We start from the raw sequence: 20,232 nt of genomic DNA on the forward strand, positions 1-20,232 counted from the left end.
TTGTGGTTAGATGACCAGTTTTGCGACCAGATCCCGGTGAATCGGAGTGACCAGTGGTGCGGTGGGGAGCGGGACTCCGCGGGACTGTCGCGGTTTCAGTCCTCGGGTTGATGAGCGGTGCGCTGGTCGCGATGGCATCCGAACCGGCCGGCGCGAACACCGCCGAGCTCGTGGTCGACTACAGCTGCACCACCGGGATCGCCGGTAGCGGCGCGGTGAACCTCCGGACCAAGGTGTCGATCCCCACGACGCTCTCGGTCGGTGACCCGCTCAACATCGGCTGGGCGCTCAACTACAAGGATGCCTCCAGATTCGGCTCACCTGATTACTTCGCCCCCGGAGGCAAGGTCACGGTCACCGGGAACGTGCAGCTCTCCGGCAGCTGGGTCGGCACTCTCAAGCCGGTGGGAGCCGTGGACCAGCCCGGCCAGCTCCAGCCCGGCAGCATCCTGAAGCTGCCCAGCGGGATATCCGACTTCGCCCACACCGACAAGGCTGGGACGGTCAAGGTCACCCCGCAGAAGTTGTTCGTCGACTTCACGCCGCCGGCCGGTGAGGTCATGGTCAACGACGACGACCAGCGGGTGGGTTACCACGCGGCCGGTGACTGGGAGAGTCTGGACGACCAGCCGCAGAACAACAACGACTACCACTACGACGTCCACCGCACGAACAAGGTGAACTCCTGGGCTTCCTTCACGTTCACCGGCACCGGGATCGAGTACATCGCTCAGCGTGACCAGGGTGCGGGGAAGGTCGGGTTCAAGATCGACGGTCAGGCGGCCACCCCCGCTTACGTCGACGCCTCAAAGAACGTCGACGGCACGCCGACGAACGACGCCCACAAGGGCGGGCTGACGCTGTGGAAGTTCCACGGCCTCAGCTACGGCAGCCACACCATCGAGGTCGTGAATCTGGACGGCGGCAAGTGGGCGCAGCTTGACGCCTTCCGGGTGGTCACCAGGGAACTGGCGAACCCGCCGAAGGACTATCGGGCCACGTGCTCGCTCGTCAGCGCGCCGGTTTCGGTGAACGTCACCATCTCGGACGGCTCGAACGGGTCTCAGTCCCCCAACCCGACGGACACGGGAAACCAGCACCCGAACCCGACCTGCACCCCGAACCCGACCTCGACGGTGACCCCCACGCCGACGTGCACTCCCACGCCGAATCCGACGATCACGCCGACGTGCACGCCGAGGCCGACCATCACGCCGACGCCGACGCCGACGCCGACGCCGACGCCGACGGTGACGCCGACGTGCACGCCGACGCCGACGCCGACCATCACGCCGACGCCCACGCCGACGTGCACGCCGACGCCGACGCCGACCATCACGCCGACGCCCACGCCCACTCCCACGCCGACGTGCAGGACGACCACCCCGACTCCCACGCCGACCCCGACTCCCACCCCGACCAACACCGGGCAGGGAAAAACGAGCACGCCCAAGCCGACCCTGACCGTCACGGCCACCGTGACCCCCACCCGGGCGACGCCGACCACCCCGCAGGTCATCGTGACGCCCTCGGGCGGTGCGCAGACGGGCGAGGCGCCTGACAGGTCCTCCTCGGGCGCTGGGTTGATCGGAGCCGGAGCCGTCATGGTCGCCGGAAGCGCGTGGGGCGGAGTGGCACTGAAGAGGCGGCGGGCGGCGCACGTGCGCGGCCGAAGCTAGGCAGGGAGGCACACCGGATGTATCCAGGGCCTTCGCAGGGTGGTCCCGATCCGTATCACGGAGGCGGCCACCCCCCCAAGCCCAAGGGGGGCATGCTGCTCCCGGCGCTGCTGGTGACCGGCTCACTCGGCGGAGTGGTCGCGATCATGGCGGGGCTGCTCGCCTACCTGACCCCGGCGGCCGAGGAGATCTACGGGCCTCCGGTGCCGCAGGCGGCCAATGGTGTGGTGACGGACACCCCGGCATCGCAACAGCAGGACCCGGCGCTGGCGTACTCCCCGGGGGTGGGGCCCGGTGGGCTGGATGTGCCGTTGACGGCCGCCGCGCCCACCGCGCCGCCCCCGCTGCCCGTCGTCCAGCCGCCGGAGCCGCTCAAGAGCGTCGGCGTGAAGCCGTACCGGATCGCCATCTCGAAGATCGGCCTGCTGGCTCCGCTCATGCCGCTGGGGGTGGACTCCAAGAAGGAGATCCAGACTCCTCCGCTGAGCAAGCCGAACCAGGCGGGCTGGTACAAGTACGGGCCGATCCCGGGGCAGCAGGGGCCTTCGGTGGTGCTCGGGCACGTGAACACGCGCAACGGGGCCGCCGTCTTCAGCCGGCTGAAGGAGATCAAGCGCGGGGACACGATCAAGGTGTCCCGGTCGGACAAGACGATCGTCGAGTTCACGGTCGACGGCGTGGAACAGGTCAGTAAGAAGGCCTTCCCGTCGAGGCGGGTCTACGGCAACACGGGCGAGGCCACCCTGCGGCTGATCACCTGCGGCGGCGTCTACAACCGCAAGATCGGCCACTACACCGACAACATCATCGTCTACGCGACCCTTTCGAAGACCCGCCGCGCCTGATCGCACCGGCGGAAGGCGGAGCACGGTCGTTCGGCCTTCTGAACGGACCCGATGAGCGCGGAGCGGGGCCGCTTCCCGGATGAGCGCCCCGCTCCACGCGGATGAGGAGCTCGAGCGCCGGGTCGCCGTCCGCCTCAGACGGCAGGAACGTCTGACTTCTCCTGACGCCCCTGAGCTATGGGTCGTGCTGGGCGAGGCTGCACTGCGCCGGGCGGTCGGTGGTACCGAAACCATGCGTGAGCAGCTTCAAAGGCTCGGCCAGGTCTCACGTCTGAACAACGTCACGCTGCAGGTGCTCCCGTTTCACGCGGGGGCTCACCCGGGCATGCACGGTGGGTTCCATCTGCTGGGATTCCCAGAAGATGCCGATCGAGATGTCGTGTACGTTGAATATCGGCAAGGTTCCTTGTATCTGGAGCGGCAGTCGGATGTGGACGCCTATGCCAAGCTCTTCGATCATCTGCGCGCGAGGGCGCTTGGTCCCGATGAGTCACGTGCTCTGATCGTGCGTATAGCCGAGGAGACCCCCTGAGAGACCACGAGTAGGAAGGCGCTGGTGTCCACGATGGACTCTTCCCGCGTCACCTGGCGCAAGAGCAGCTTCAGCGGTAATGGCGGTGCTGACTGCGTCGAAGTGGCGGTAGTTCCGGGCGACCCGACTCTGGCTGGTCATAAGGCCGACGCCGATGAGCATTACCTCGTCCGTGACTCCAAGGACCCGAACGGTCCGAAGCTCACTTTCACTCGTTCCGAGTGGGCCGCGTTCGTCAAGGGTGTGAAGGCCGACGAGTTCGACGTCTGACGAGAATCCGGCCGTCCGTTCGCCCGCTGCCCGGCGGATGGACCCAGGGGCCGGCTGGAACTGCGAAACCCCGCCGGGAAGGACTCCCGGCAGGGTTTCGACGTTCGTGCAACGGTGTGCAGGTCGCCTCTCGGCGAAAGGCTCGACGCGGCTCCAGCCGTACGGTGATCCGCGTTGGCAGTGGGTTAGGCCCGGGGGACACTGAACACACCGTTACGGGAGGTGTAACCGCCGGCCGCTCGGAGTTGTTCCCGCCCTGGAAGGGGAACCGGGGCCGGCGTTCGGCGGGAAGCGCACGCCCCCGGCGTCGCTCACCTGTGCGCTTCCCGTCGAACGGCCCGCAGCGGGATGGCACCTGCCGTCCCGGGTCCTCTACTTGATGGTGGCCAGGTCCAGGACGTACATCTCGTCGTCGATCTGGTAGGTCATCAGCCGGTCGAGGCCGCCATCGGGAATCCCCATGCCCCCTTTGTTGCCCGGCCGTATGCCGAGGTCGGCGGACCTGCCGGTGTCGGCGTCGTAGAGGGTCAGGACGTACAGGTTTCCCGGTCTCAGCACATCGACCTTGAAGAAGCGCTCAAGCCCGGCGTCGTCACCCATCCGGAAGTCGGCCGGCAGCTCACGTTCCCGGGAGCCGTCGCGGTCACGGACGAACCTGCGCAGGACGGTCTGGCTCCGTGTGGTGTCAGGGCAGCGGCGGGTGCCGCATCTGATCTCTTTCCCGGAGCGGTCGCGGGGGCGCTCGACCTTGACGGTCTCGTATCGCACGGCCATGCCCGCGCACCGGTCGAGGCCGCACCTGACCTCCTCGTCGGCCTTGACCACGGCGTCGCGCCGTTCGCCGGTCTCGACGTTGAGCAGCTCGCGGAAGACCGCCTTCCCGCGGTGGACGCCCACCCACGGCCACTGCAGGATGTGGTGCCGCTCGGCGCCCTTCACCGGCCGCGGCCTGCCCCCGCTCAGAGGCACCCGGTAGACCCCGCCCTTCTCGTAGGCGAAGACCACGTCGGAGCCCGTCACGGACAGGCCGTTGATGTGCCCCTCCTTCATGACGTTTCCAAGGGGGACGTCGGTCACCTGCCGTGGCTTGCCGCCGGTGACCGGCACCGTCCAGATCCGGGCCACCCGCGGGCCGCCCGGCTCCTTGTAGGACGCCCACCAGACGATGTCGCCGCCACCGGCGGCGATGCCGTCGGCGTAGATAGCCGAACCCTTCGTCGGGGGGATCTCGGCGATCCGGCTGGGCTTTCCGGTGCCCAGGTCGTAGCTCCACAGGAACTGGCGGTCCCCGTCGAGGGCGCCCGTCACGACCAGGAGGGTGTGGTCGTCGAGGAGGAGCTGCGGGTAGTACGCGCGGCCGTCGGGCAGTCTGGCAGGGATCTTGTGTACGGCCCGCGGCCACACCTTCTCGATGGGCGGCGGGATCGTGCCCGCCGCCGGCTTCGTCGGCGGCTTCGCCCCGTCGGTCGCGCTGACCGCGGGGTTCGGTAGGGCCGAGGCGCGCAGGGCGTTCACCGCCACGCCCGCTCCGCCCGCCACCACGACCACCGCCGCCGCCGCGAGCACGGCGGCGGTCCGCGCCCGCCGCCGGCGGTGGCGCGTCTCGACCGTCGCGGTCAGCCCGGCCGGGACCTGCGGCGCGCGGTGCGCCGCTCCGGAGAGGGCGCGGCTCAGCTTCTCTTCCAGCTCGGTCATCGGGGGCTCCCGTGGGTCGCCGTTACGGGGGAGGGGGAGAGGGCGGAACGCAGCTTGTCCAGGCCACGGGAGGCCTGGCTGCGCACGGTCCCGGCGGAGATGCCGAGCACCTTGGCGATCTCCGTGTCGGTGAGCTGTTCGTAGTAGCGCAGCACCAGCACGGCGCGCTGTCTGCGGGGCAGCGCGGCCAGCTCTTCCCAGATCCCTTCGTCATCGTCCGGGGGAAAGGCCTCGTGATGCGCCCGCTCCGGCGGCTGTGCGGTGAGGTGTTCGCGTCTGTGCCGCCGCCAGACGCTGATGTGCAGCCGCGCCATCGTGGTCCGGGCGTAACTGTTCGGATTGTCCTTGCGTCTCACCCTCGGCCAGGCGCCGCGCAGCCGTACCAGAGCCTCCTGGAGGAGGTCGGCGGCGTCATGAGGATTTCCGGTCAGGACGTACCCGTAGCGGAGCAGCGCGTCCGCGTGCTCGGCCACGAAGTCGTCGAAGCCGGGGTCGTCGTCCACTCGTCGTCCCTTCTTGGTCATCACGACCCAGACGGCTCAAGGGACGAAAATGTTGCATCGGACGGGGACTATTTTTCAGGACATGTTCTTCGCCGGGGTGGGCGATGCCGACGGGACTCGGGCCGTCGGCATCGGCTCAGGGCGGGCATCGGCTCAGGGCGCCGGGCGGGACGCGGCCGGCTTCACGGTGCCCGCTCGGCACCGCCGCCGGTATGTCAGTTGTCGATGCCGGCGCCGGTGCCGCCGAGGCCGGGCTGGCCGTCGTCGCTGATACCGCCACCGCCACCGCCGCCGTGGCTCTTGCCATGGCCGGCGCCGTGCCGGGCGCGGCACTTGGCGGGATTCTTGTGCTTCGAGCAGGGCTTCTGGGCGGAGGTGAGAATGGGGCTGGTGGTCGTCTTGGACATCTCGGCCATGGTGCCGGTGGTCGCGGCCTGGGCCGACGAGGTCACGGGGGCGATGAGAGCGGAGGCCGCCATTGTTCCGGCCACGAGAGCGTTCCTGATTGCGAGCATGACAGATCACTCCACGTCGAATCGGTTGCGCCTTGGGCGATGCCCGGGCTGACGGAACGCCGCGCCGGTGTCCGGCACGACGTAGAACCAGGCCTCCACGCTATGGGGAGAGGACTTCGACGGTCATCCAGGGAAATCCAAAGCCTTGAACCGGGAAGATTACCCATCCGTAGCGGATGGTGATCGAGGAGAGCGTTTCGGTGACCGACTGTCATGTCGGCCTCGTCGGAGACCTGCGCTCGCGGGAGCGTCGCCTGAGCCGTACGGCAATGCCGGGGTAGGTCATCGCGGTGTGCGTGCCTTTTTCGCACCCGGGGATCCCACCGATCCATCCCCCGCGACTGCCTCCGGTCCTCCCCGCGCGGTGGTGGATCACCGGAAGGGGTCGGTGGTGGCGGGAAGGTGTACGTGGTCGGGGCATTGGTGGGCGGCCCCGGTGTGGTGCGTACCGGGGCCGCGGGTCACCACGGTGATCACTTCTTGTCGTAGGTGAGGATGATCGTGCCGCTGTCGAGCGTGCGGTTGCCGGTGAGCTCGAAGTACGTGGGGGAGAAGTCGGTGGTGAACAGGGGGATCCCGGCTCCGGCGACCACCGGGTAGAGCTTGACGACGAGCGCGTCGATCTCCGGGAGCAGGGCGCCCGCCAGGCGGGCGCCGCCCATCAGGTAGATGTCCTTGCCGTCCTCGGCCTTCAGCTCCCGGATCTTGCCGACCACGTCGGCGGAGACGATCTCGACCGCCGGGTCGGGACTCTCCTCGATGCTTTCGGAGACCACGTACTGGCGCAGATGGGCGTGCGGGCTGGTGACACCGATCTCCAGGGCGGGCTCGTAGGTGACGCGCCCCTGCACTCCGACGTCGAAGTTCCGGTTCGGAACGTCCACGCCCAACTGCTCGCGTACATGCGTCGGCAGGGCGTCGGGGTAGTCCTCGACGATGAAGTCGATGACGTCCTGCGTCACCGGGAAGAACTCGGGGTTTCCGTCGGGGGCGGCGATGAAGCCGTCGATCGTCATGCCGATGTAGTAAACAAGCTTTCGCATATTTGATCCTTATTTATGGTCTTTGGGTGGTTTTCGATTGGGGCGGGGTCCGCGGCCGGGTCGCGCAGGGTTACCGGTTGCCGCCGGGCTTGGGCAGGGGCCTGGGCTGCGGCGCCGAACGCGGCTTGGGGTTGTGCTGCCGCCGCGCCGGCTTGGGCTGGGGGAAGGACCGGGAGCCCGGGTCGGCGCTCAAAGACGAGGTGATGGTGACCGGTGCGGCGAAGGCGATGGTGGTGTTGGGCTGGGCTCGCATTTGTTTCCTCCTGGAAACACTCTGTGTGTAGTACTCTGTTCGGAGTGGTTGAACCGTAGTACTACGCCTAGAGTGGTGTCAACACCGACCCAAGGAGAGATTGCGATGCGGCAGAATCCGGCACGGCGGGCGGCCCTCCTCGACGCGGCCATCGAGGTCCTGGCACGCGAGGGGGCGCGCGGGCTCACCTTCCGTGCCGTCGACATCGAGGCGCAGGTGCCCAACGGCACGGCCTCCAACTACTTCAGCAACCGCGACGACCTGCTCACCCAGGTCGGCCACCGCTTCTACGAGCGGCTGGAGCCCGATCCCGGCGCACTCGCCACCGCGCTGGAGGGCCCCCGGAACCGTGACAAGGTCACCGAGCTCATGCACGAACTGGTGGAACGTGTCAGCCACTTCCGCTCCGGCTACCTGGCACTGCTGGAACTGCGCCTGGAGGCCACCCGCCGTCCGGAGCTGCGGCGCCTGCTCACCGAGCGCATCCGCGCCGACCTCGACGCCAACGTCGACCACCACACGCGGGCCGGCCTGCCCGGCGACGCGACCACCGTGGTGCTGCTCTATCTGGCGCTGAACTGGCTGATCCTGGAGCGGCTCACGCTGCCCGACATCTTTCCCGAGGAGCAGATCCACGGCCTGGTCACCGACGTGGTCGAACGCATCCTGCCCGGCCCCGGCCGTTCGGCCTGACGCCGGCGCGCGCCCAGGCGACCTTCCCGGGTGCCGGGCTGCCGTGTGAGCCGAGCACGGTCAAGGCGGACCTCGCCATGTTGCGGTGCGATGGACGCGTCGGAGCGGGTCGCCGGCCGAGAAGAGGCATGCGCCGAGCCCTCGCCGGTCTCGGCGAGGGCGGAGGACATGGGCCCACTTCGGTCAACTCCTCATGAAGGCCAGCAGGTCCTCGTTGAACTGATCCTTGTAGGGGTTGATGTTGGCCAGGCCGTGTGGGGCCCCGGAGTAGACCTTCAGCGTCGCGTCCCTGATGATCTCCGCCGACTTCCTGCCCGCGGCGTCGATGGGAACGATCTGGTCGGCGTCGCCGTGCACGATCAGGGTCGGCACGTCGAACCGCTTGAGGTCCTCGGTGAAGTCGGTCTCGGAGAACGCCTTGACGCAGTCGTAGGCGGCCTTCAGCCCGATCTGCATGCTCCAAAGCCAAAACGCCTCGCGGATGCCCTGCGACACGTCGGACCCGGGACGGTTGGCGCCGTAGAAGGGAAAGGCGAGATCCTTCCAGTACTGCGCGCGGTCTCCCAGCACGCCGGCCCGGATGTCGTCGAAGGCCTTCATCGGAGTGCCCTCGGGGTTGGAGTCCGACTTCAGCATCACCGGTGGCACGGCGCCGACCAGAACGGCCTTGGCCACGCGGGAGGTGCCGTGACGGCCGATGTAGCGGGCCACCTCGCCGCCGCCGGTGGAGTGGCCGACCAGCACCGCGTCGCGCAGGTCGAGCCGCTCGATCACCTGGGCCAGGTCGTCGGCGTAGGTGTCCATGTCGTGGCCGTTCCACGCCTGGCCGGAGCGACCGTGGCCGCGCCGGTCGTGCGCGACGGCCCGGTAACCGTTCTCGGCCACGAAGCGGACCTGGTCCTCCCAGGCGTCGGCGTTGAGCGGCCAGCCGTGACTGAAGACCACCGGCTGCCCGGATCCCCAGTCCTTATAGAAGAGCTCGGTGTCGTCATCGGTCGTGATGAATCCCACGTCGGGTCCCCCGTCCTGGTCGCCGCCTTGCGCGGAGACGACATCGAAACTTCCCAGCCCGTATGGTGACCAATCCGATGATTCCCGCCCTTTGCTGACAGTTGGACAGGGTTGGAGCCGGGCGCCGTCGGCGACCTCGGCGATGTGCAGGCCGGTGCGGCGGTGCCTCCGCCGCCGCACCGGTCAGCCCTTCACGTAACCCATGGCCTCCACGATCAGGCCGTCCCGCAGCCGCATCAGGTTGACGCCGCGCACGGAGTCCGCGGCGCCCGGTCCCCACCGCAGCCGCCAGCGGATCACGGCTCGGTCGCCGGCGGCCCAGATCTCCTCGGGTTCGAATTCCGAGTCCCGTGAGCTCGCGATCCCCGACCAGAGCGCGAGGCACGCCTCACGCCCCACGTGGCGTGATCCGTCGGGCCCGGGTCCGGTGTTCTCCACGACGCAGTCCTCGGCCACGAGACCGTCCAGGAGGCTGGGGTCGTGGCGAAGGAACGCCTCGTTGAACCGATTCATGATCGCGATCGTCGTCTCGTCGGACATCGTGGTCTCCTTGTTTCCGGTAGTTGTTTCAGGAAGCGCGCTTGGCGCCCATGGCGGCGAGCAGCGCGATGACGGCGGTGATGGCGGTGATGGTCCACAACCCGGCCCGGTAGCCGCCCAGGGCGGCGTCGGCGTGGGAGGTGAGCGTCGTGGCGGTGACGGCGATCACCAAGCCGGTGCCGAGCTGGGCGGAGGCGTTGAACAGGCCCGCGGCCAGTCCTTGCTCGTCCTCCCGGGCGCTCGCGACGGCGGCGATGTTCAGCGCCGGATAGGCGGCGGCGAACCCGAAGCCGCCGAGCAACTGCTGGACGATCAGGATCACGAGCGGGTCCACCCGGCCGATCAGCAACACCCAGGCGAGGTAGCCCGAGCCGAGCATGAGCAGTCCGGCGGTGGCCACCGGCCAGACACCGTATCTGGTCACCGCGGAGGCGCCGTACCGCGCGGTGCCGGCGGTGAGCGCGCCGCCGAGCAGGAAGGCGAGCGCGGCCTGCAGCGGTGACCAGCCGAGCTCGTTCTGGTAGTAGAGCGTGAGGACGAACTGGAAGGCGACATAGGCGCCGAACATCAGCATGCAGAGGTTCGCGAGCGACATCCGGGGCCGGGTGAAGATCGCTAGCGGTACCAGCGGCGCCCGGTGCGCCCGTTCCACCAGCACGAATGCGACGAGCAGTACGACGGAGGCGGCCAGTGAGCCGGCGGTGATCGGGTCGCCCCATCCGGTGGCGGAGGAGCGGCCGACCCCGTAGACGAGCGCGAGCGCGCCGCCGGTCACGGTCACGGCGCCCAGGACGTCGAGACGCCCGCGCCCGCCCTCGTGTCGCCGGCCATGGGGGACGACGATGGAGGCCAGGACGGCGACGACGACGCCGACCGCGGCGGGAAGGAACAGCACCAGCCGCCAGCTGAGCTCTGTCAGAAGCCCGCCGAGCACCAGGCCGAGCGAGTATCCGGCGGAGGAGATGGCGAGGAACGTCCCCAGCGCCCGGTTGCGCGCCTTCTCCTCGCGGAACGCGTCGAGCAGGACGGCCATCGCCACCGGGGCGGTGAAACCCGCGCTGACGCCCTTGAGCAGGCGGGCGACCACCAGGACGAGGCCGTCATCGGCCAGGCCGCCGGCGAGGCTCGCCACCGCGAACACCAGCAACCAGCCGATCAGCAGCCTCCTGCGGCTGAACAGATCGGCCAGCCGGCCGCCCAGCAGCAGGAAGCCGCCGAAACCCAGCGCGTAGGCGCTCACCACCCACTGCAGCGCGTCCGCGGACATGCCCAGATCCCGCTGCACCTGCGGCAGGGCGGGTCCCATGCTCGCGATGTCCATCGCGTCGAGGAACTGCACCGCGCACACCACCGCCAGCAGCAGGCCGACGTTTCTCACCTGGCCGCCCTTCGGAGAGTCCGGCGGGGAGGCTTTCCGTGTGTCCGGTGGGGAGACGGTCGGGGTCTCGGTCATGGGTCAAGCTCCGATCACATGTAAATTTAGCGGACCGATCGGTCCCGGACTGATTGGTCCATAATTGGGGTACGGTGGCTCTGATGTCAACCGGGGCTGTGTCAGACTCGGTTCACGCAGGGGCGAAGGAAAGGAGCGGATGGTGGCACGCAGGCCGGCTCCCGGTACGAGGGAGCGCATTCTCGACGTCGCCGCCCGCCTGTTCGGTGAGCGGGGCGTGCGGGCCGTCGGCATGCAGCAGGTCGTCGACGAGACGGGGCTGGGCAAAAGCCTGCTCTACCGCGAGTTCCCGGGGAAGGACGATCTCGTCGCGGCCTGGTTGCGGGAAAGCGACGCGCAGTGGTGGCAGGCGGTCGACAACGTGACGGGCCGTCACGCCGGCGACCCGGCCCGGCAGTTGCTGGCGATCGTGGAGCTCGCGCACGAACGGGTCCTGTCCCCGGGCTTTCAGGGCTGCACCTTCTACAACACCTCCGCCGAGTTCCGTGACCCCGTCCATCCCGGCCGTCAGGAAGCGGTCGCGCACCTGCAGCGGATGCGCGAACGGTTCCGCACGCTCGCCCGCGGCGCGGGCGCCGCCGAACCGGACCGGCTGGCCGACACGCTGATGCTCGTCATCGCCGGTCTTTACGCCAACGGCGCGGCCCTGGGCCCGGACGGACCGGCCGACCTGGCAGTCTCCACGGCCAAGGCCGTGATCGATCAGCACCTGGCCGAGACTCCCTGACCCGCCACGACCCGGTCGGCGGGCTCATCGGGATGCGCCGCATGGTGTCGTCCGCTCGCCCCGATGCCGGACCCTGGCCGTGACCCCTCTCGAAATGTGGTGCTCGCACATCCCGTGACCTGCGCGTCTGTCGTTTATGATCGTTACTTGTCGGACAACCGGGGTAGAGAGCCCTGTGAAAGCGTGCCCCCCGAAGATCGGAAAACGGGGGTGTACTCACGTGAGCGTTGTGCGGGCCGGTGTGATGGCCGTGGTCATAGGCGTGTCGGTGCTCAGTGCCGTCCATCATTCGAAGTCGCCGGCCGATCGATCGGCGAGCTGGGTGGTCAAGCGGCCGGGAAACTCGACGGCCAAGCGGCCGGCGAGCTGGACGGGCAGGCGACCGAACTCGACGATCAGAAGATGGCATCGGGGGCGGGTGTTCGGACGTCCCGCGAGCCTGACCGACGGTGGACGGGTGTTCGGACGTCCCGCGAGTCTGGCAGACGGCGGGCGGGTATTCGGGCGGCCCGCGAGTCTGGCCGACAGAGGGCCGGAAGACTGGGCGGACAGGCGTCCGAACCCGGGAACCAGGCGGCCGAGGGACTGGGCGTACGGCCGGCCGGGAGGTCCGGGCACCGGCCGGCACCGGGAGTGGGCGTACGGCCGGCCCGGGAGCTCCGCGGACAGGAGACCGCAGGACCGGCCGGGCAGGCCACCGGAGTCGGTCATCAAGCGCTATCGGGACCGGATGCTCGATCGGCCCGGCGGGCCGAAGGCCGACCGGCCGGGAGACTGGGCGTACGGCCGGCCCGGAGGCCCGGGCGGGTACGGCCGTCCCAGGGGCTCCGGGGCGGAGCGACCGCGAGACTGGTCCTACGGCCGGCCCGGAGTCCAGGCGGAGCGACCGCGGGACTGGCCGTACGGCCGGCCCGGAGGCCAGGGGAGCAGGCGGTACAGGGATTCGGGGGACACGCGGCCACGCTGGCGGGGGGAGTCGTTCGGCTCCCATGACAGGGGTAGGGGCGGCCGGCCGGACTGGGCGCGGCTCGAGTCGCTGTCGTGATCTGACGGCGTCGATCCGTCGGCTTGACGGCGCCGCTCCGTCGGCCTGACGGGCATCGATCCATCTGGCGGTGTCGATCAGTCGATCCATGGTCCGTCGATTCGACGGTATCGGTTCGTCGCCGGAGGCGGACGGGGTCGCTTGAGGGCGCGACCCCGCCGTCAAGCCCGGCGAGGGCCGGGTCTACCCGGCTCGGGCTCTCCGCGGACCCGATGAAGCGCGGGAACGGCGGATTCGATGGAGCTTCAGGGATGAGCGAAGCTCACCATGCCCTGGGCGCGTGCCCTGCCAACTGGGCGACGTCTTCGGCGCCCTCCCTCATCAGTTTGCCTGCCAGGTCGGACAGGGCGCGTCCCGCCGCCAGCTCATCGCCGATCGTCGGAACGGGTCGGTCCTCCGGATTGCGCCGGGCATAGGCGACGCTCTCCCGCCTCCTGCCGTCCGGCGTCATCAGCACGACCTTTGCGGTGGTGACGGCGTCGTCGTCGTCCTCGCTGATGAATATCTGCACATCCCATTGCTTTGATTCCATTGCGAACACCTCCCCTTCAAGAGTCCTCCTCCGTCGCCGTCATCGGAAGAGCCTCAAGCCGGGCATAGTGCCGCTTTGCTACGCAAAACCTGCTATAAGAGGAAATTTCCTCCAATGATGCCCGGCCTGGCGAAGCCACCCGTACCGTGGTCGCGACGGCGCGCTTCGCCGAGGAGGCCGGAAAGTCGCAGGAAATGGCCACTGAGCGGCTGCGGTCGCCAGTCCGACGACCGGAACGAAAAGCCCGAGCGCCGAATGGACACGGCGGATCCGGGATCCCTACTCGTCCGGGTCGATCCAGAGGCCACTGCGCTCCTCGAAGGAGCGCTGGGAGTCACTGAGCAGCTTGCCGACGCGCGGGCCGGTGATCTGCTCCAGCTCCCGCGTCATCGTGGCCTCTGACTCCGCTGCCGCCCGCTCGGCCGCCCGGATCGCCTTGACCACGGCGTCGCCGAGTGTCACGCCGTCGAGCCGCCGCTTGCTCACCACGCTGATGTCCAGTGCCAGCAGGTTGCCCGTGGTGTCCACGGTCGCCACGACACCACCGTCGGCGGCGGTGCCGGTGAAGCGTAGCGAGGCCCAGGCGGCCATGGTCTCTCCGATCCTGGCCGACGTCTCCGCGAGCCGTTCGCCGAGCTCGCGCAGATCCTCCAGCTCCCCCCGCTCATCCATGGTCGTCCTCCCCCAGCACGGCCTCGAAGTACGCGGCAAGCGGATCGTCGCCGAGGTCGGCCTGCCCCGGCCCGCCGTTGAGCGTCTCCATCGCCTTGGTCAGGCTCTCGCCCATCGCCTCACGCGCGGCCCCGACGGCTTCCATGATCGCCGCGGCGATCGCCACGTTGTCGAGTTCGCGCATGGCCCTGGGGGCGATGGACACACGTAGCACCCGTCCTGAGCCGGTCACCGTGGCCAGCACCCGGCCGCTCCCGTCGGCGCCCGTCAGCTCCTGATCGTTCAGCTCGCGGATGGTCGTGGCCAGCGTGTCGACCCAGCCCTCGATCTCGCCTGCCAGCCTGCCGGCGTCGCCCCCGAAGGGGTCGTGCTTCACTACTTGCCTCCAGGGGTGACCGGTGTCCAGTTCTTGGGGTCGGCGACCGCGGGGTCGGCGTGCATGTCGCGTGGCCCCTTCGACTGGTCGCCGGCGATGTAGAAGGCGCCCTTGACGTCGTAGAGCTTCATCTCGAGGTCGTTGAGCTGGCTCTCGTACTGGTTGTAGATGTCGGCGAACTGCTTGAGCAGAGCGCTGGCGGAAGTGAGGAAGACGGCGCTGCGGGCCAGAAGGGCCAGCCTGCCCATGGGGGTGGTGCTGGCCGGAAGCAGCAGGGCGAACTTGTCCTGAACCGTGGTGAACAGGGTGACCGCCGCGAGGTCGTACTCCAGGACATCCTTGCGCTGGCCTTCCATGGCGGCGCTGTAGTCTTTGGCACTCGCGCCGAGCGTGTCGAACATTCCGGTCAGCTTGAACCGGATGTACTGCTGGAAGAGGTCGACCGCGTGGCCCTTCCACCTCGGCGGAATCTCGTTGAAGTACCCCAGCCATGTGTCCCAGCCACCCGCGCCCTTGAGCCAGCCGTGCATCTCCTTCCAGGTGTTCCGCTTGTCGCTGAACAGCAGAGGGTTTCCGAGGTTGGCCGCGACGGCGACCATGAGGACCCTTCCCGGGATGCTGAGCCCGCTCATGCCCAGTCCGGCCCAGATCACGCGCGAGCTGGACCTCATCCTCCCGACGACCGACTTGAAGAAGGCGTCGTTGGGAGGCCTCTGGGCGATGGCGACGGGACGGAACGGCTTAGGGCCCTTGCTGACCTCTGTCGCTCCGGGCCCGGTGGGGAGCCTGCCGTGGCCGCCGTTGAGCGGGGACGGCTTGCCCGGGTCCTTGCCGTTGGGCACGGAGGGCCCGCCCGAGTTCGTCGTCATCCTCCACTGCCGATCTCGCCGACGGCGGCATGGGCATCGCCGCTCGCGTCCGTGTAGTTCTTGGCGACGAGATAGAGCTTTTCGCTGTCGACTTCGAGCACTTCCTGGAGGATTCCGGCGCAGTCGGCCCAGACGCCGGCGATGGCGTTGAACCGCTCGTAGTAGAACGCCCCTATGGCAGGCATGCCGGGCACCACCGGGAGCCAGCCCGCCAGGGCATTGAACTTGGGGGTCGTCTCCCTGAGCCGGCTCACCACTGACCCGGCCGAGTCCATCACGGTGGCGAACTTGACGATGCTCTCCGTGCCCGACTCGTATCCGTCCTTGTTGCCCGGACCTAGCTTTTCATCGACCACTCGATGCACCGTCCATTCGTACAGAGGGGGGAAGGGCGTGCAGGAAGCACCGGACAGGGGCCGATGCGGTCTCACTACCCGGGTGATCGTCCCCGATCAACGGCATGTAAGGGACAAGATCCGTTTACGTCTACGAAACTTTGATTTGCTTGGACAAACCAGGACAAGATGGGTGTTCGGCCATAACCCGGTCGGGTATTCGTGGCGGGCGCGCCGGCCGTCGCGTGCATCGCCTGGCCGGTCGCCGCGCAGGCGGCACCCGTTGACTGACAGGCGGCGCCCGTTGGCTGCACGCCCGAGTGCGGCTCCATGACTGTCGACGGCAGGCGGGACCGACCCCGGCCCTACCGCCGTGCTTTCGGAGCTCGCCGACCGTTAGCCGCCCGATCATCCCGGGTAAGGGTGTTTGTACCAGTGCGCCCCCCGCAAGCCCAGAAAGTGGGGGTGTACCCGGGTGGTCGGGAAGATGTCGCTCAGTATCCTGGTCGTGCTCGTCGGAGGGGTGACGATCGCCGTCTTCCAGCCCCCCAGCTCCGCCCGGCCCAGCGGACCGGTTCCGCACGTGAGCCCGGCCCGGTTCACCGGCTCGACTCGGCACGCGAGCGAGATCCGACCCGTAGGCGCCACCCGGCCTTCGAGCCCGGCGCGGTCCACCGGTTCGGCCTCGCTATCGAACGCGGCCGTCCCCGCAGAGCCGGCGAGCTCCGCCGGTTCGGCTCCGCCGGTGAGTTCGACTCGGCCCGCGCGCATGGCGCGGTTCCCGAGGGCGGTGCGGTCCCTGAAAGGGACACGGTCCTCGAAGAGGGCGCGGTCGCCGAAGCTGACCAGGTCCGTACGGTCGGCCAGGGCCGCACGACCGGCACGATCCTCGCGGTCGACCCGCCACGCGCACCCGACCCGCCACGCGCACCCGACCCGCCACGCGCGTCCGGCTCGGCCCGCGTCCCCGGCTCGGCCCGCGTCTCCGTCCCGTCCCGTCCACCCCGCCCCCTCCACGTCCACGCCCGCGTCCGCGCCCACGGGACGGTCGGCGCCCCCCGTCCAGTCCGCCCCTCCCCGCCGGCCCGAGTCTCCGGCGGCCGCCCTGATCGAGCGGGGCGCTCACATGCCGATCGTCGTCGCCCATCGGGGGGCCAGCGCCTTCCGGCCCGAGCACACCCTTCTCGCCTACGAGACCGCCATCCGGCTGGGCGCCGACTACATCGAGCCCGACCTCGTCTCCACCAAGGACCATGTGCTGGTCTCCCGACACGAGAACGAACTGTCCGCGACCACCGACATCGCCGCCCACTCCGAGTTCGCCGGGCGCAAGACGACCAAGGTCATAAATGGTGGCCGGGTGACCGGCTGGTTCACCGAGGACTTCACCCTCGACGAGCTGCGCACCCTCCGGGCGAGGGAGCGCTATCCCCGCCGGCGGCCGGGTAACGCGGTATACGACGGGCAGGCGCAGATCCCGACGCTGGAGGAGATCATCCAGCTCGCGCAGAAGCACGGCGTGGGCATCTACCCCGAGATCAAGTATCCGAGTTACTTCGCCTCGATCGGGTTGCCGATCGAGGGGCCGCTGCTGGAGACCCTCCGGCGCCACGGCTGGGACGACGCGTGCGCCCCGGTGTTCATCCAGTCCTTCGAGACCGGAAATCTCAGGGCGCTGCGATCCGTCACCCGGCTGCGGCTCGTCCAGCTCATCGGGTCGGGCGGCGGCGTGCCGTACGACCTGGCGAAAGACGGCGACTCCCGTACCTGCGACGACCTCGTCACCCCGGAGGGCCTGCGGCAGATCGCCCGGTACGCCGACGGCATCGGCGTGACCACCACGCGGGTCGTGCCGGTCGGCTCCGACGGGAGGCTGAAGCCGCCCACCTCGCTCGTCCGGAATGCCCATGATCTGGGCCTCCAGGTCCACGTCTCGACCATCCGTGACGAGAACGCCAGGCTTCCGGCGGACTACAGGCGGGGCGATCCCGCCGATCCGGCCTACCCGCACGCCGCGGGGGACGTGGCGGGCTGGCTGGAGCGGCTGTACGGCCTCCAGGTGGACGGGGTGCTCGCCGACGACCCCGGCATCGCGCGCACCACACGGGATCGGCTGTTCTCCGGAGACTGACCCTCCGTGACCGGGCCGTCCGGAAGTCCTATGGCGAGTTCGCCGCCCCGGCCATGGAGCCGGGGCGGTGTGCCCAGGTGATCAGGCGCGACGAGCCGGGTCGATGTCCGGCCATGAGCGCATCCGGGGGAGTACGCTGGGTGTACCGAGGACATCCCGTACGTTGGCATTCAGGTTGGCGTCGCCCGAGGCGAAATGTGATTTCGGCCCGTCCCGGGCCGAGGCAGGCCGGGCGATCATGACGCCGAAACTCCTCTCCCGCATCACCCCGCTCACGATCATCGCCGATGCCGTCCCCGCGACCACCTCCTCCGCGGTACGCCTCAGCCTGGATCCCGCGCTCGGCCGTCGCAACGTCGTGGACGGGGCGTGGTGGCCGTACTCACGGAACGCCGCCGTCGAACTGCCCGGTCTCATCGCCGCGGTGGACCAGCGGCTGGGCCGCGCCATCCTGCGGATAGCCCTTCATCTGGACGCGTGGGACGACATCCCGCGTCGCGTTCCGGCCCGTGGCAGGCAGGTCATGGTCGACTGGTTCCGGGGCGCCGACTTCGGCCTGATCAGGTTGACCCTGGCGGGGATGGAGCACGTCGATCTGCTGGTGGTCCCGTCGGGAACCGCGCGTGCTCCGGCCGTGGAAGCGCTGCTCACCGGCGCCGGTCGCGTCCGCCCGATAGACATCCTTACCGCCATGCGCCGCCGATCGGCCATGGGAGAACTCATCGCTTGTCCGAAGGAGATCTCATGACCACCATGAAAACCCGGAGCCGCCGTGGAGCGGCCCCCCGGCCCGTCCATCCCGCCGCCTCCGTCGTCCCGTTGTACGGCGAGATCGACATCTTCACCAGCCACGCCCTGCGCGAACGTCTGCTCCGCGTGTTGTGGAGCAGCTCGGGTCCGCTCATCCTCGACCTGTCCCGGGTGTCGTTCCGCGACGCGTCCGGGCTGGCCGTACTGGTCGGTGTCCAGCGCCGGGCCAGAGCGCTCGGCATCGCTCTGCGCCTGTCCGCGCCCTGCGCCCAGACGGTCGCGCTGCTGCGCGTCACCGGCCTGGACCGCAGTTTCACGATCCACGGCAACGGTACGGACGAGCCGAAGACGCTCAAGCTGCCGGTCCAGGCGCGGCTCGGGGATTGAGGGGACTGACAGGAGTCTCACTCGCCGGCTCCGGACCGCGGCGGAACCTTCGTCCCGGGTCTCGGCGCGGCGGCCCTTCTCGGTGACCCAGGTGATCCGGGCCCGGCGGTCGGCGGTGGATTCACCGGACGGGCTCACCGCGGTCCGCTTTGGGCGGGGATCCGCTTGCCGAGGTTGGTGAAGAACAGGATCAGGCCCACGGTCAGCACGATGTGTCCCAATCCGGCGATGCCGGAGATGGCCGCACCGGTCGTGGCGCCGAGGACCGTCTGGGTGCCGTGGACGGTCATCATGAGCACGGTCAGTGCCAGACCCAGGTTGTAGACCCAGAAGAACCAGTCGAAGAGCTTGCTGTCGGTCAGGGTGAACAATTTCTCCAGCGCCAGCACGATGAGGTGGAACAGCATCCCGAGGGCGAGCAGGTGGGTGTGCACGACCCCGAGCTGGGTGTCGCCGGTGAAGTCGTTCAGCTTGGTGAGCTCGCGGTAGTACAGGCCGCTGATCACGCCGACGATCATGTAGGTGTGCGCCGCGTAGTAGATCTTCTTCACGATGGTCTCCGTGGGGGGCGGGTTTTCCCGGGGGCGGGTTGGGGTGGCGGCCTGTTCTCGACAGGCCGGGCTCAGACGTTCTCGACAGGCCGGGCTCAGACGGCGAAGAGGAGGGCGGCGCTGATGAGGACGACCACGGCGGTGGCGAAGTGGATGCCGAAGGCGGCGGCCTTGGTGCCGCCGTGGCGTAGGACGATGACGGTGTCGCCGAGGGGGGTGAGGGCGACGGCCAGCATGAACCAGCCCACGGCGTGGGCGTCGGCGAAGGCGATCAGGGCGAGGCCGATGATGCCGGAGGTGAGGTCGCGCAGGCCCTTGATGGTCAGGTAGGCGGCGTCTCCCTCCTGCTTGGCGGGAACGCCGTAGCCGGTGGCCGCGGCTCGGGGGGACACGAGGAATCGCGCGCCGATGAAGACGACGAACAGGACGAGGACGACGGCCAGCCCGTAGGCGATGGGGGTAAGCAAGGCGTTTTCCTTTTCTAGCATCGCTAGGAACAAGGGCGACACTAACATTACTCCGACAGAAAAACTAGTGGCGCTAGAATTTCAGCCGCACCAGCTCCAGGCGCGCTGGGAACCCGAGCGGGCGGAACGGAAGCGGCCGATCATTATGGCGGTCCGGGAGCCCGCTCCGGCTCGGAGGCGAGCCGGGTCCACACCGTAGAGCGGGGATATCTCGGCGGCCGGAGAAACGTCCGCCACCTCGATCCGGGCGGCGATCCGCCCCGGTGCCCGGCCGCCTTCGGGGAGTGCCGCGGGGGAGCCGAGACGGCCGGACCGCCGGAAAAAGGGTTGGGCCGGTCGGGTGGCCCGGCGGTAGAGT

Annotated in this window: 26 protein-coding genes; 9 read left to right on the plus strand and 17 right to left on the minus strand. The window is 69.1% G+C overall.

The features are described from left to right. Positions 1-131 precede the first annotated feature (131 nt). The 4 genes from ACQPYK_RS05650 (at position 132) to ACQPYK_RS05665 (ending at position 3,326) form a co-directional block, all read left to right on the plus strand. The gene (locus ACQPYK_RS05650; protein ID WP_433251279.1) at positions 132-1,679 is read left to right on the plus strand and encodes a hypothetical protein; all 1,548 of its coding nucleotides are present in this window, start codon (positions 132-134) and stop codon (positions 1,677-1,679) included. A gap of 92 nt (positions 1,680-1,771) precedes the next feature. Further along, positions 1,772-2,524, plus strand: coding sequence for a class F sortase (locus ACQPYK_RS05655; RefSeq protein ID WP_433251282.1), 753 nt, complete (start codon positions 1,772-1,774; stop codon positions 2,522-2,524). Positions 2,525-2,603: 79 nt separating this feature from the next. Continuing rightward, a complete protein-coding gene (locus ACQPYK_RS05660) occupies positions 2,604-3,056 on the plus strand; it encodes a DUF5753 domain-containing protein (protein ID WP_433251285.1) in 453 nt (150 codons plus the stop codon). Positions 3,057-3,089: 33 nt separating this feature from the next. Next, the gene (locus tag ACQPYK_RS05665; RefSeq protein ID WP_433258701.1) at positions 3,090-3,326 is read left to right on the plus strand and encodes a DUF397 domain-containing protein; all 237 of its coding nucleotides are present in this window, start codon (positions 3,090-3,092) and stop codon (positions 3,324-3,326) included. A gap of 372 nt (positions 3,327-3,698) precedes the next feature. Here ACQPYK_RS05665 and ACQPYK_RS05670 read toward each other — a convergent pair whose 3' ends face one another. The 5 genes from ACQPYK_RS05670 to ACQPYK_RS05690 all read right to left on the minus strand — a co-directional run bounded on the left by ACQPYK_RS05670 (position 3,699) and on the right by ACQPYK_RS05690 (position 7,335). After that, positions 3,699-5,021, minus strand: a complete 1,323-nt coding sequence (locus tag ACQPYK_RS05670) for a TolB family protein (protein ID WP_433251288.1) — start codon at positions 5,019-5,021, stop codon at positions 3,699-3,701. Next, on the minus strand, positions 5,018-5,524 hold the full coding sequence (locus ACQPYK_RS05675; protein WP_433251291.1) for a SigE family RNA polymerase sigma factor: 507 nt from the start codon (positions 5,522-5,524) through the stop codon (positions 5,018-5,020). Before ACQPYK_RS05675 ends, ACQPYK_RS05670 begins: the two co-directional genes overlap by 4 nt. Before the next feature lie 215 nt (positions 5,525-5,739). Next, positions 5,740-6,039: a hypothetical protein gene (locus tag ACQPYK_RS05680; RefSeq protein WP_433251294.1), complete on the minus strand. Its 300-nt coding sequence runs from the start codon at positions 6,037-6,039 to the stop codon at positions 5,740-5,742. A gap of 473 nt (positions 6,040-6,512) precedes the next feature. Next, the gene (locus tag ACQPYK_RS05685; protein WP_433251297.1) at positions 6,513-7,082 is read right to left on the minus strand and encodes a dihydrofolate reductase family protein; all 570 of its coding nucleotides are present in this window, start codon (positions 7,080-7,082) and stop codon (positions 6,513-6,515) included. Between the two features lie 70 nt (positions 7,083-7,152). Then, a complete protein-coding gene (locus ACQPYK_RS05690) occupies positions 7,153-7,335 on the minus strand; it encodes a hypothetical protein (protein WP_433251300.1) in 183 nt (60 codons plus the stop codon). A 105-nt stretch (positions 7,336-7,440) separates the two neighbouring features. On the opposite strand from ACQPYK_RS05690, the gene ACQPYK_RS05695 reads away from it, so the two are divergent. Continuing rightward, a complete protein-coding gene (locus ACQPYK_RS05695; protein WP_433251303.1) occupies positions 7,441-8,028 on the plus strand; it encodes a TetR/AcrR family transcriptional regulator in 588 nt (195 codons plus the stop codon). A gap of 183 nt (positions 8,029-8,211) precedes the next feature. Here the strand turns inward: ACQPYK_RS05695 and ACQPYK_RS05700 are convergent, their stop codons facing one another. The 3 genes from ACQPYK_RS05700 to ACQPYK_RS05710 form a co-directional block, all read right to left on the minus strand. Beyond that, complete coding sequence (locus tag ACQPYK_RS05700; protein WP_433251306.1) at positions 8,212-9,039, minus strand: alpha/beta fold hydrolase; 828 nt, start codon at positions 9,037-9,039, stop codon at positions 8,212-8,214. A 183-nt stretch (positions 9,040-9,222) separates the two neighbouring features. After that, positions 9,223-9,579, minus strand: coding sequence for a nuclear transport factor 2 family protein (locus ACQPYK_RS05705; protein ID WP_433251309.1), 357 nt, complete (start codon positions 9,577-9,579; stop codon positions 9,223-9,225). Positions 9,580-9,607: 28 nt separating this feature from the next. Beyond that, positions 9,608-11,032, minus strand: a complete 1,425-nt coding sequence (locus ACQPYK_RS05710) for an MFS transporter (RefSeq protein WP_433251312.1) — start codon at positions 11,030-11,032, stop codon at positions 9,608-9,610. A 139-nt stretch (positions 11,033-11,171) separates the two neighbouring features. On the opposite strand from ACQPYK_RS05710, the gene ACQPYK_RS05715 reads away from it, so the two are divergent. Continuing rightward, on the plus strand, positions 11,172-11,759 hold the full coding sequence (locus ACQPYK_RS05715; protein ID WP_433251315.1) for a TetR/AcrR family transcriptional regulator: 588 nt from the start codon (positions 11,172-11,174) through the stop codon (positions 11,757-11,759). A 285-nt stretch (positions 11,760-12,044) separates the two neighbouring features. On the opposite strand, the gene ACQPYK_RS05720 is transcribed toward ACQPYK_RS05715, so the two are convergent. The 7 genes from ACQPYK_RS05720 to ACQPYK_RS05750 all read right to left on the minus strand — a co-directional run bounded on the left by ACQPYK_RS05720 (position 12,045) and on the right by ACQPYK_RS05750 (position 16,629). Then, entirely contained in the window at positions 12,045-12,470 is a 426-nt protein-coding gene (locus tag ACQPYK_RS05720) for a hypothetical protein (protein ID WP_433251318.1), read from the minus strand. A 596-nt stretch (positions 12,471-13,066) separates the two neighbouring features. Then, a complete protein-coding gene (locus ACQPYK_RS05725; protein WP_433251321.1) occupies positions 13,067-13,336 on the minus strand; it encodes a DUF1876 domain-containing protein in 270 nt (89 codons plus the stop codon). A 279-nt stretch (positions 13,337-13,615) separates the two neighbouring features. Beyond that, positions 13,616-14,008: a YbaB/EbfC family nucleoid-associated protein gene (locus ACQPYK_RS05730; protein WP_433251323.1), complete on the minus strand. Its 393-nt coding sequence runs from the start codon at positions 14,006-14,008 to the stop codon at positions 13,616-13,618. Continuing rightward, on the minus strand, positions 14,001-14,384 hold the full coding sequence (locus tag ACQPYK_RS05735) for a YbaB/EbfC family nucleoid-associated protein (protein ID WP_433251326.1): 384 nt from the start codon (positions 14,382-14,384) through the stop codon (positions 14,001-14,003). The genes ACQPYK_RS05730 and ACQPYK_RS05735 overlap by 8 nt, the downstream gene beginning before the upstream one ends. Further along, positions 14,384-15,253: a hypothetical protein gene (locus tag ACQPYK_RS05740; RefSeq protein WP_433251329.1), complete on the minus strand. Its 870-nt coding sequence runs from the start codon at positions 15,251-15,253 to the stop codon at positions 14,384-14,386. Before ACQPYK_RS05740 ends, ACQPYK_RS05735 begins: the two co-directional genes overlap by 1 nt. After that, positions 15,250-15,609 carry a hypothetical protein gene (locus ACQPYK_RS05745; protein ID WP_433251332.1) on the minus strand — a complete coding sequence of 120 codons (360 nt, stop codon included), beginning with the start codon at positions 15,607-15,609 and terminating at the stop codon, positions 15,250-15,252. Before ACQPYK_RS05745 ends, ACQPYK_RS05740 begins: the two co-directional genes overlap by 4 nt. A 387-nt stretch (positions 15,610-15,996) precedes the next feature. Further along, positions 15,997-16,629, minus strand: coding sequence for a hypothetical protein (locus ACQPYK_RS05750; protein ID WP_433251334.1), 633 nt, complete (start codon positions 16,627-16,629; stop codon positions 15,997-15,999). Positions 16,630-16,714: 85 nt separating this feature from the next. On the opposite strand from ACQPYK_RS05750, the gene ACQPYK_RS05755 reads away from it, so the two are divergent. The 3 genes from ACQPYK_RS05755 to ACQPYK_RS05765 all read left to right on the plus strand — a co-directional run bounded on the left by ACQPYK_RS05755 (position 16,715) and on the right by ACQPYK_RS05765 (position 18,856). Continuing rightward, positions 16,715-17,719, plus strand: coding sequence for a glycerophosphodiester phosphodiesterase family protein (locus ACQPYK_RS05755; protein WP_433251337.1), 1,005 nt, complete (start codon positions 16,715-16,717; stop codon positions 17,717-17,719). Positions 17,720-17,957: 238 nt separating this feature from the next. Further along, complete coding sequence (locus tag ACQPYK_RS05760; RefSeq protein WP_433251340.1) at positions 17,958-18,467, plus strand: DUF5994 family protein; 510 nt, start codon at positions 17,958-17,960, stop codon at positions 18,465-18,467. Continuing rightward, positions 18,464-18,856: an STAS domain-containing protein gene (locus ACQPYK_RS05765; protein ID WP_433251343.1), complete on the plus strand. Its 393-nt coding sequence runs from the start codon at positions 18,464-18,466 to the stop codon at positions 18,854-18,856. Before ACQPYK_RS05760 ends, ACQPYK_RS05765 begins: the two co-directional genes overlap by 4 nt. A gap of 134 nt (positions 18,857-18,990) precedes the next feature. Here the strand turns inward: ACQPYK_RS05765 and ACQPYK_RS05770 are convergent, their stop codons facing one another. Then, the gene (locus ACQPYK_RS05770; protein ID WP_433251346.1) at positions 18,991-19,407 is read right to left on the minus strand and encodes a DUF2871 domain-containing protein; all 417 of its coding nucleotides are present in this window, start codon (positions 19,405-19,407) and stop codon (positions 18,991-18,993) included. 95 nt (positions 19,408-19,502) lie between these two features. Continuing rightward, positions 19,503-19,874, minus strand: coding sequence for a DUF4267 domain-containing protein (locus tag ACQPYK_RS05775; protein ID WP_433251349.1), 372 nt, complete (start codon positions 19,872-19,874; stop codon positions 19,503-19,505). Positions 19,875-20,232: the final 358 nt, after the last annotated feature.

It is taken from the genome of Streptosporangium sp. CA-135522 (assembly GCF_050949235.1).
Taxonomy (GTDB): domain Bacteria; phylum Actinomycetota; class Actinomycetes; order Streptosporangiales; family Streptosporangiaceae; genus Streptosporangium.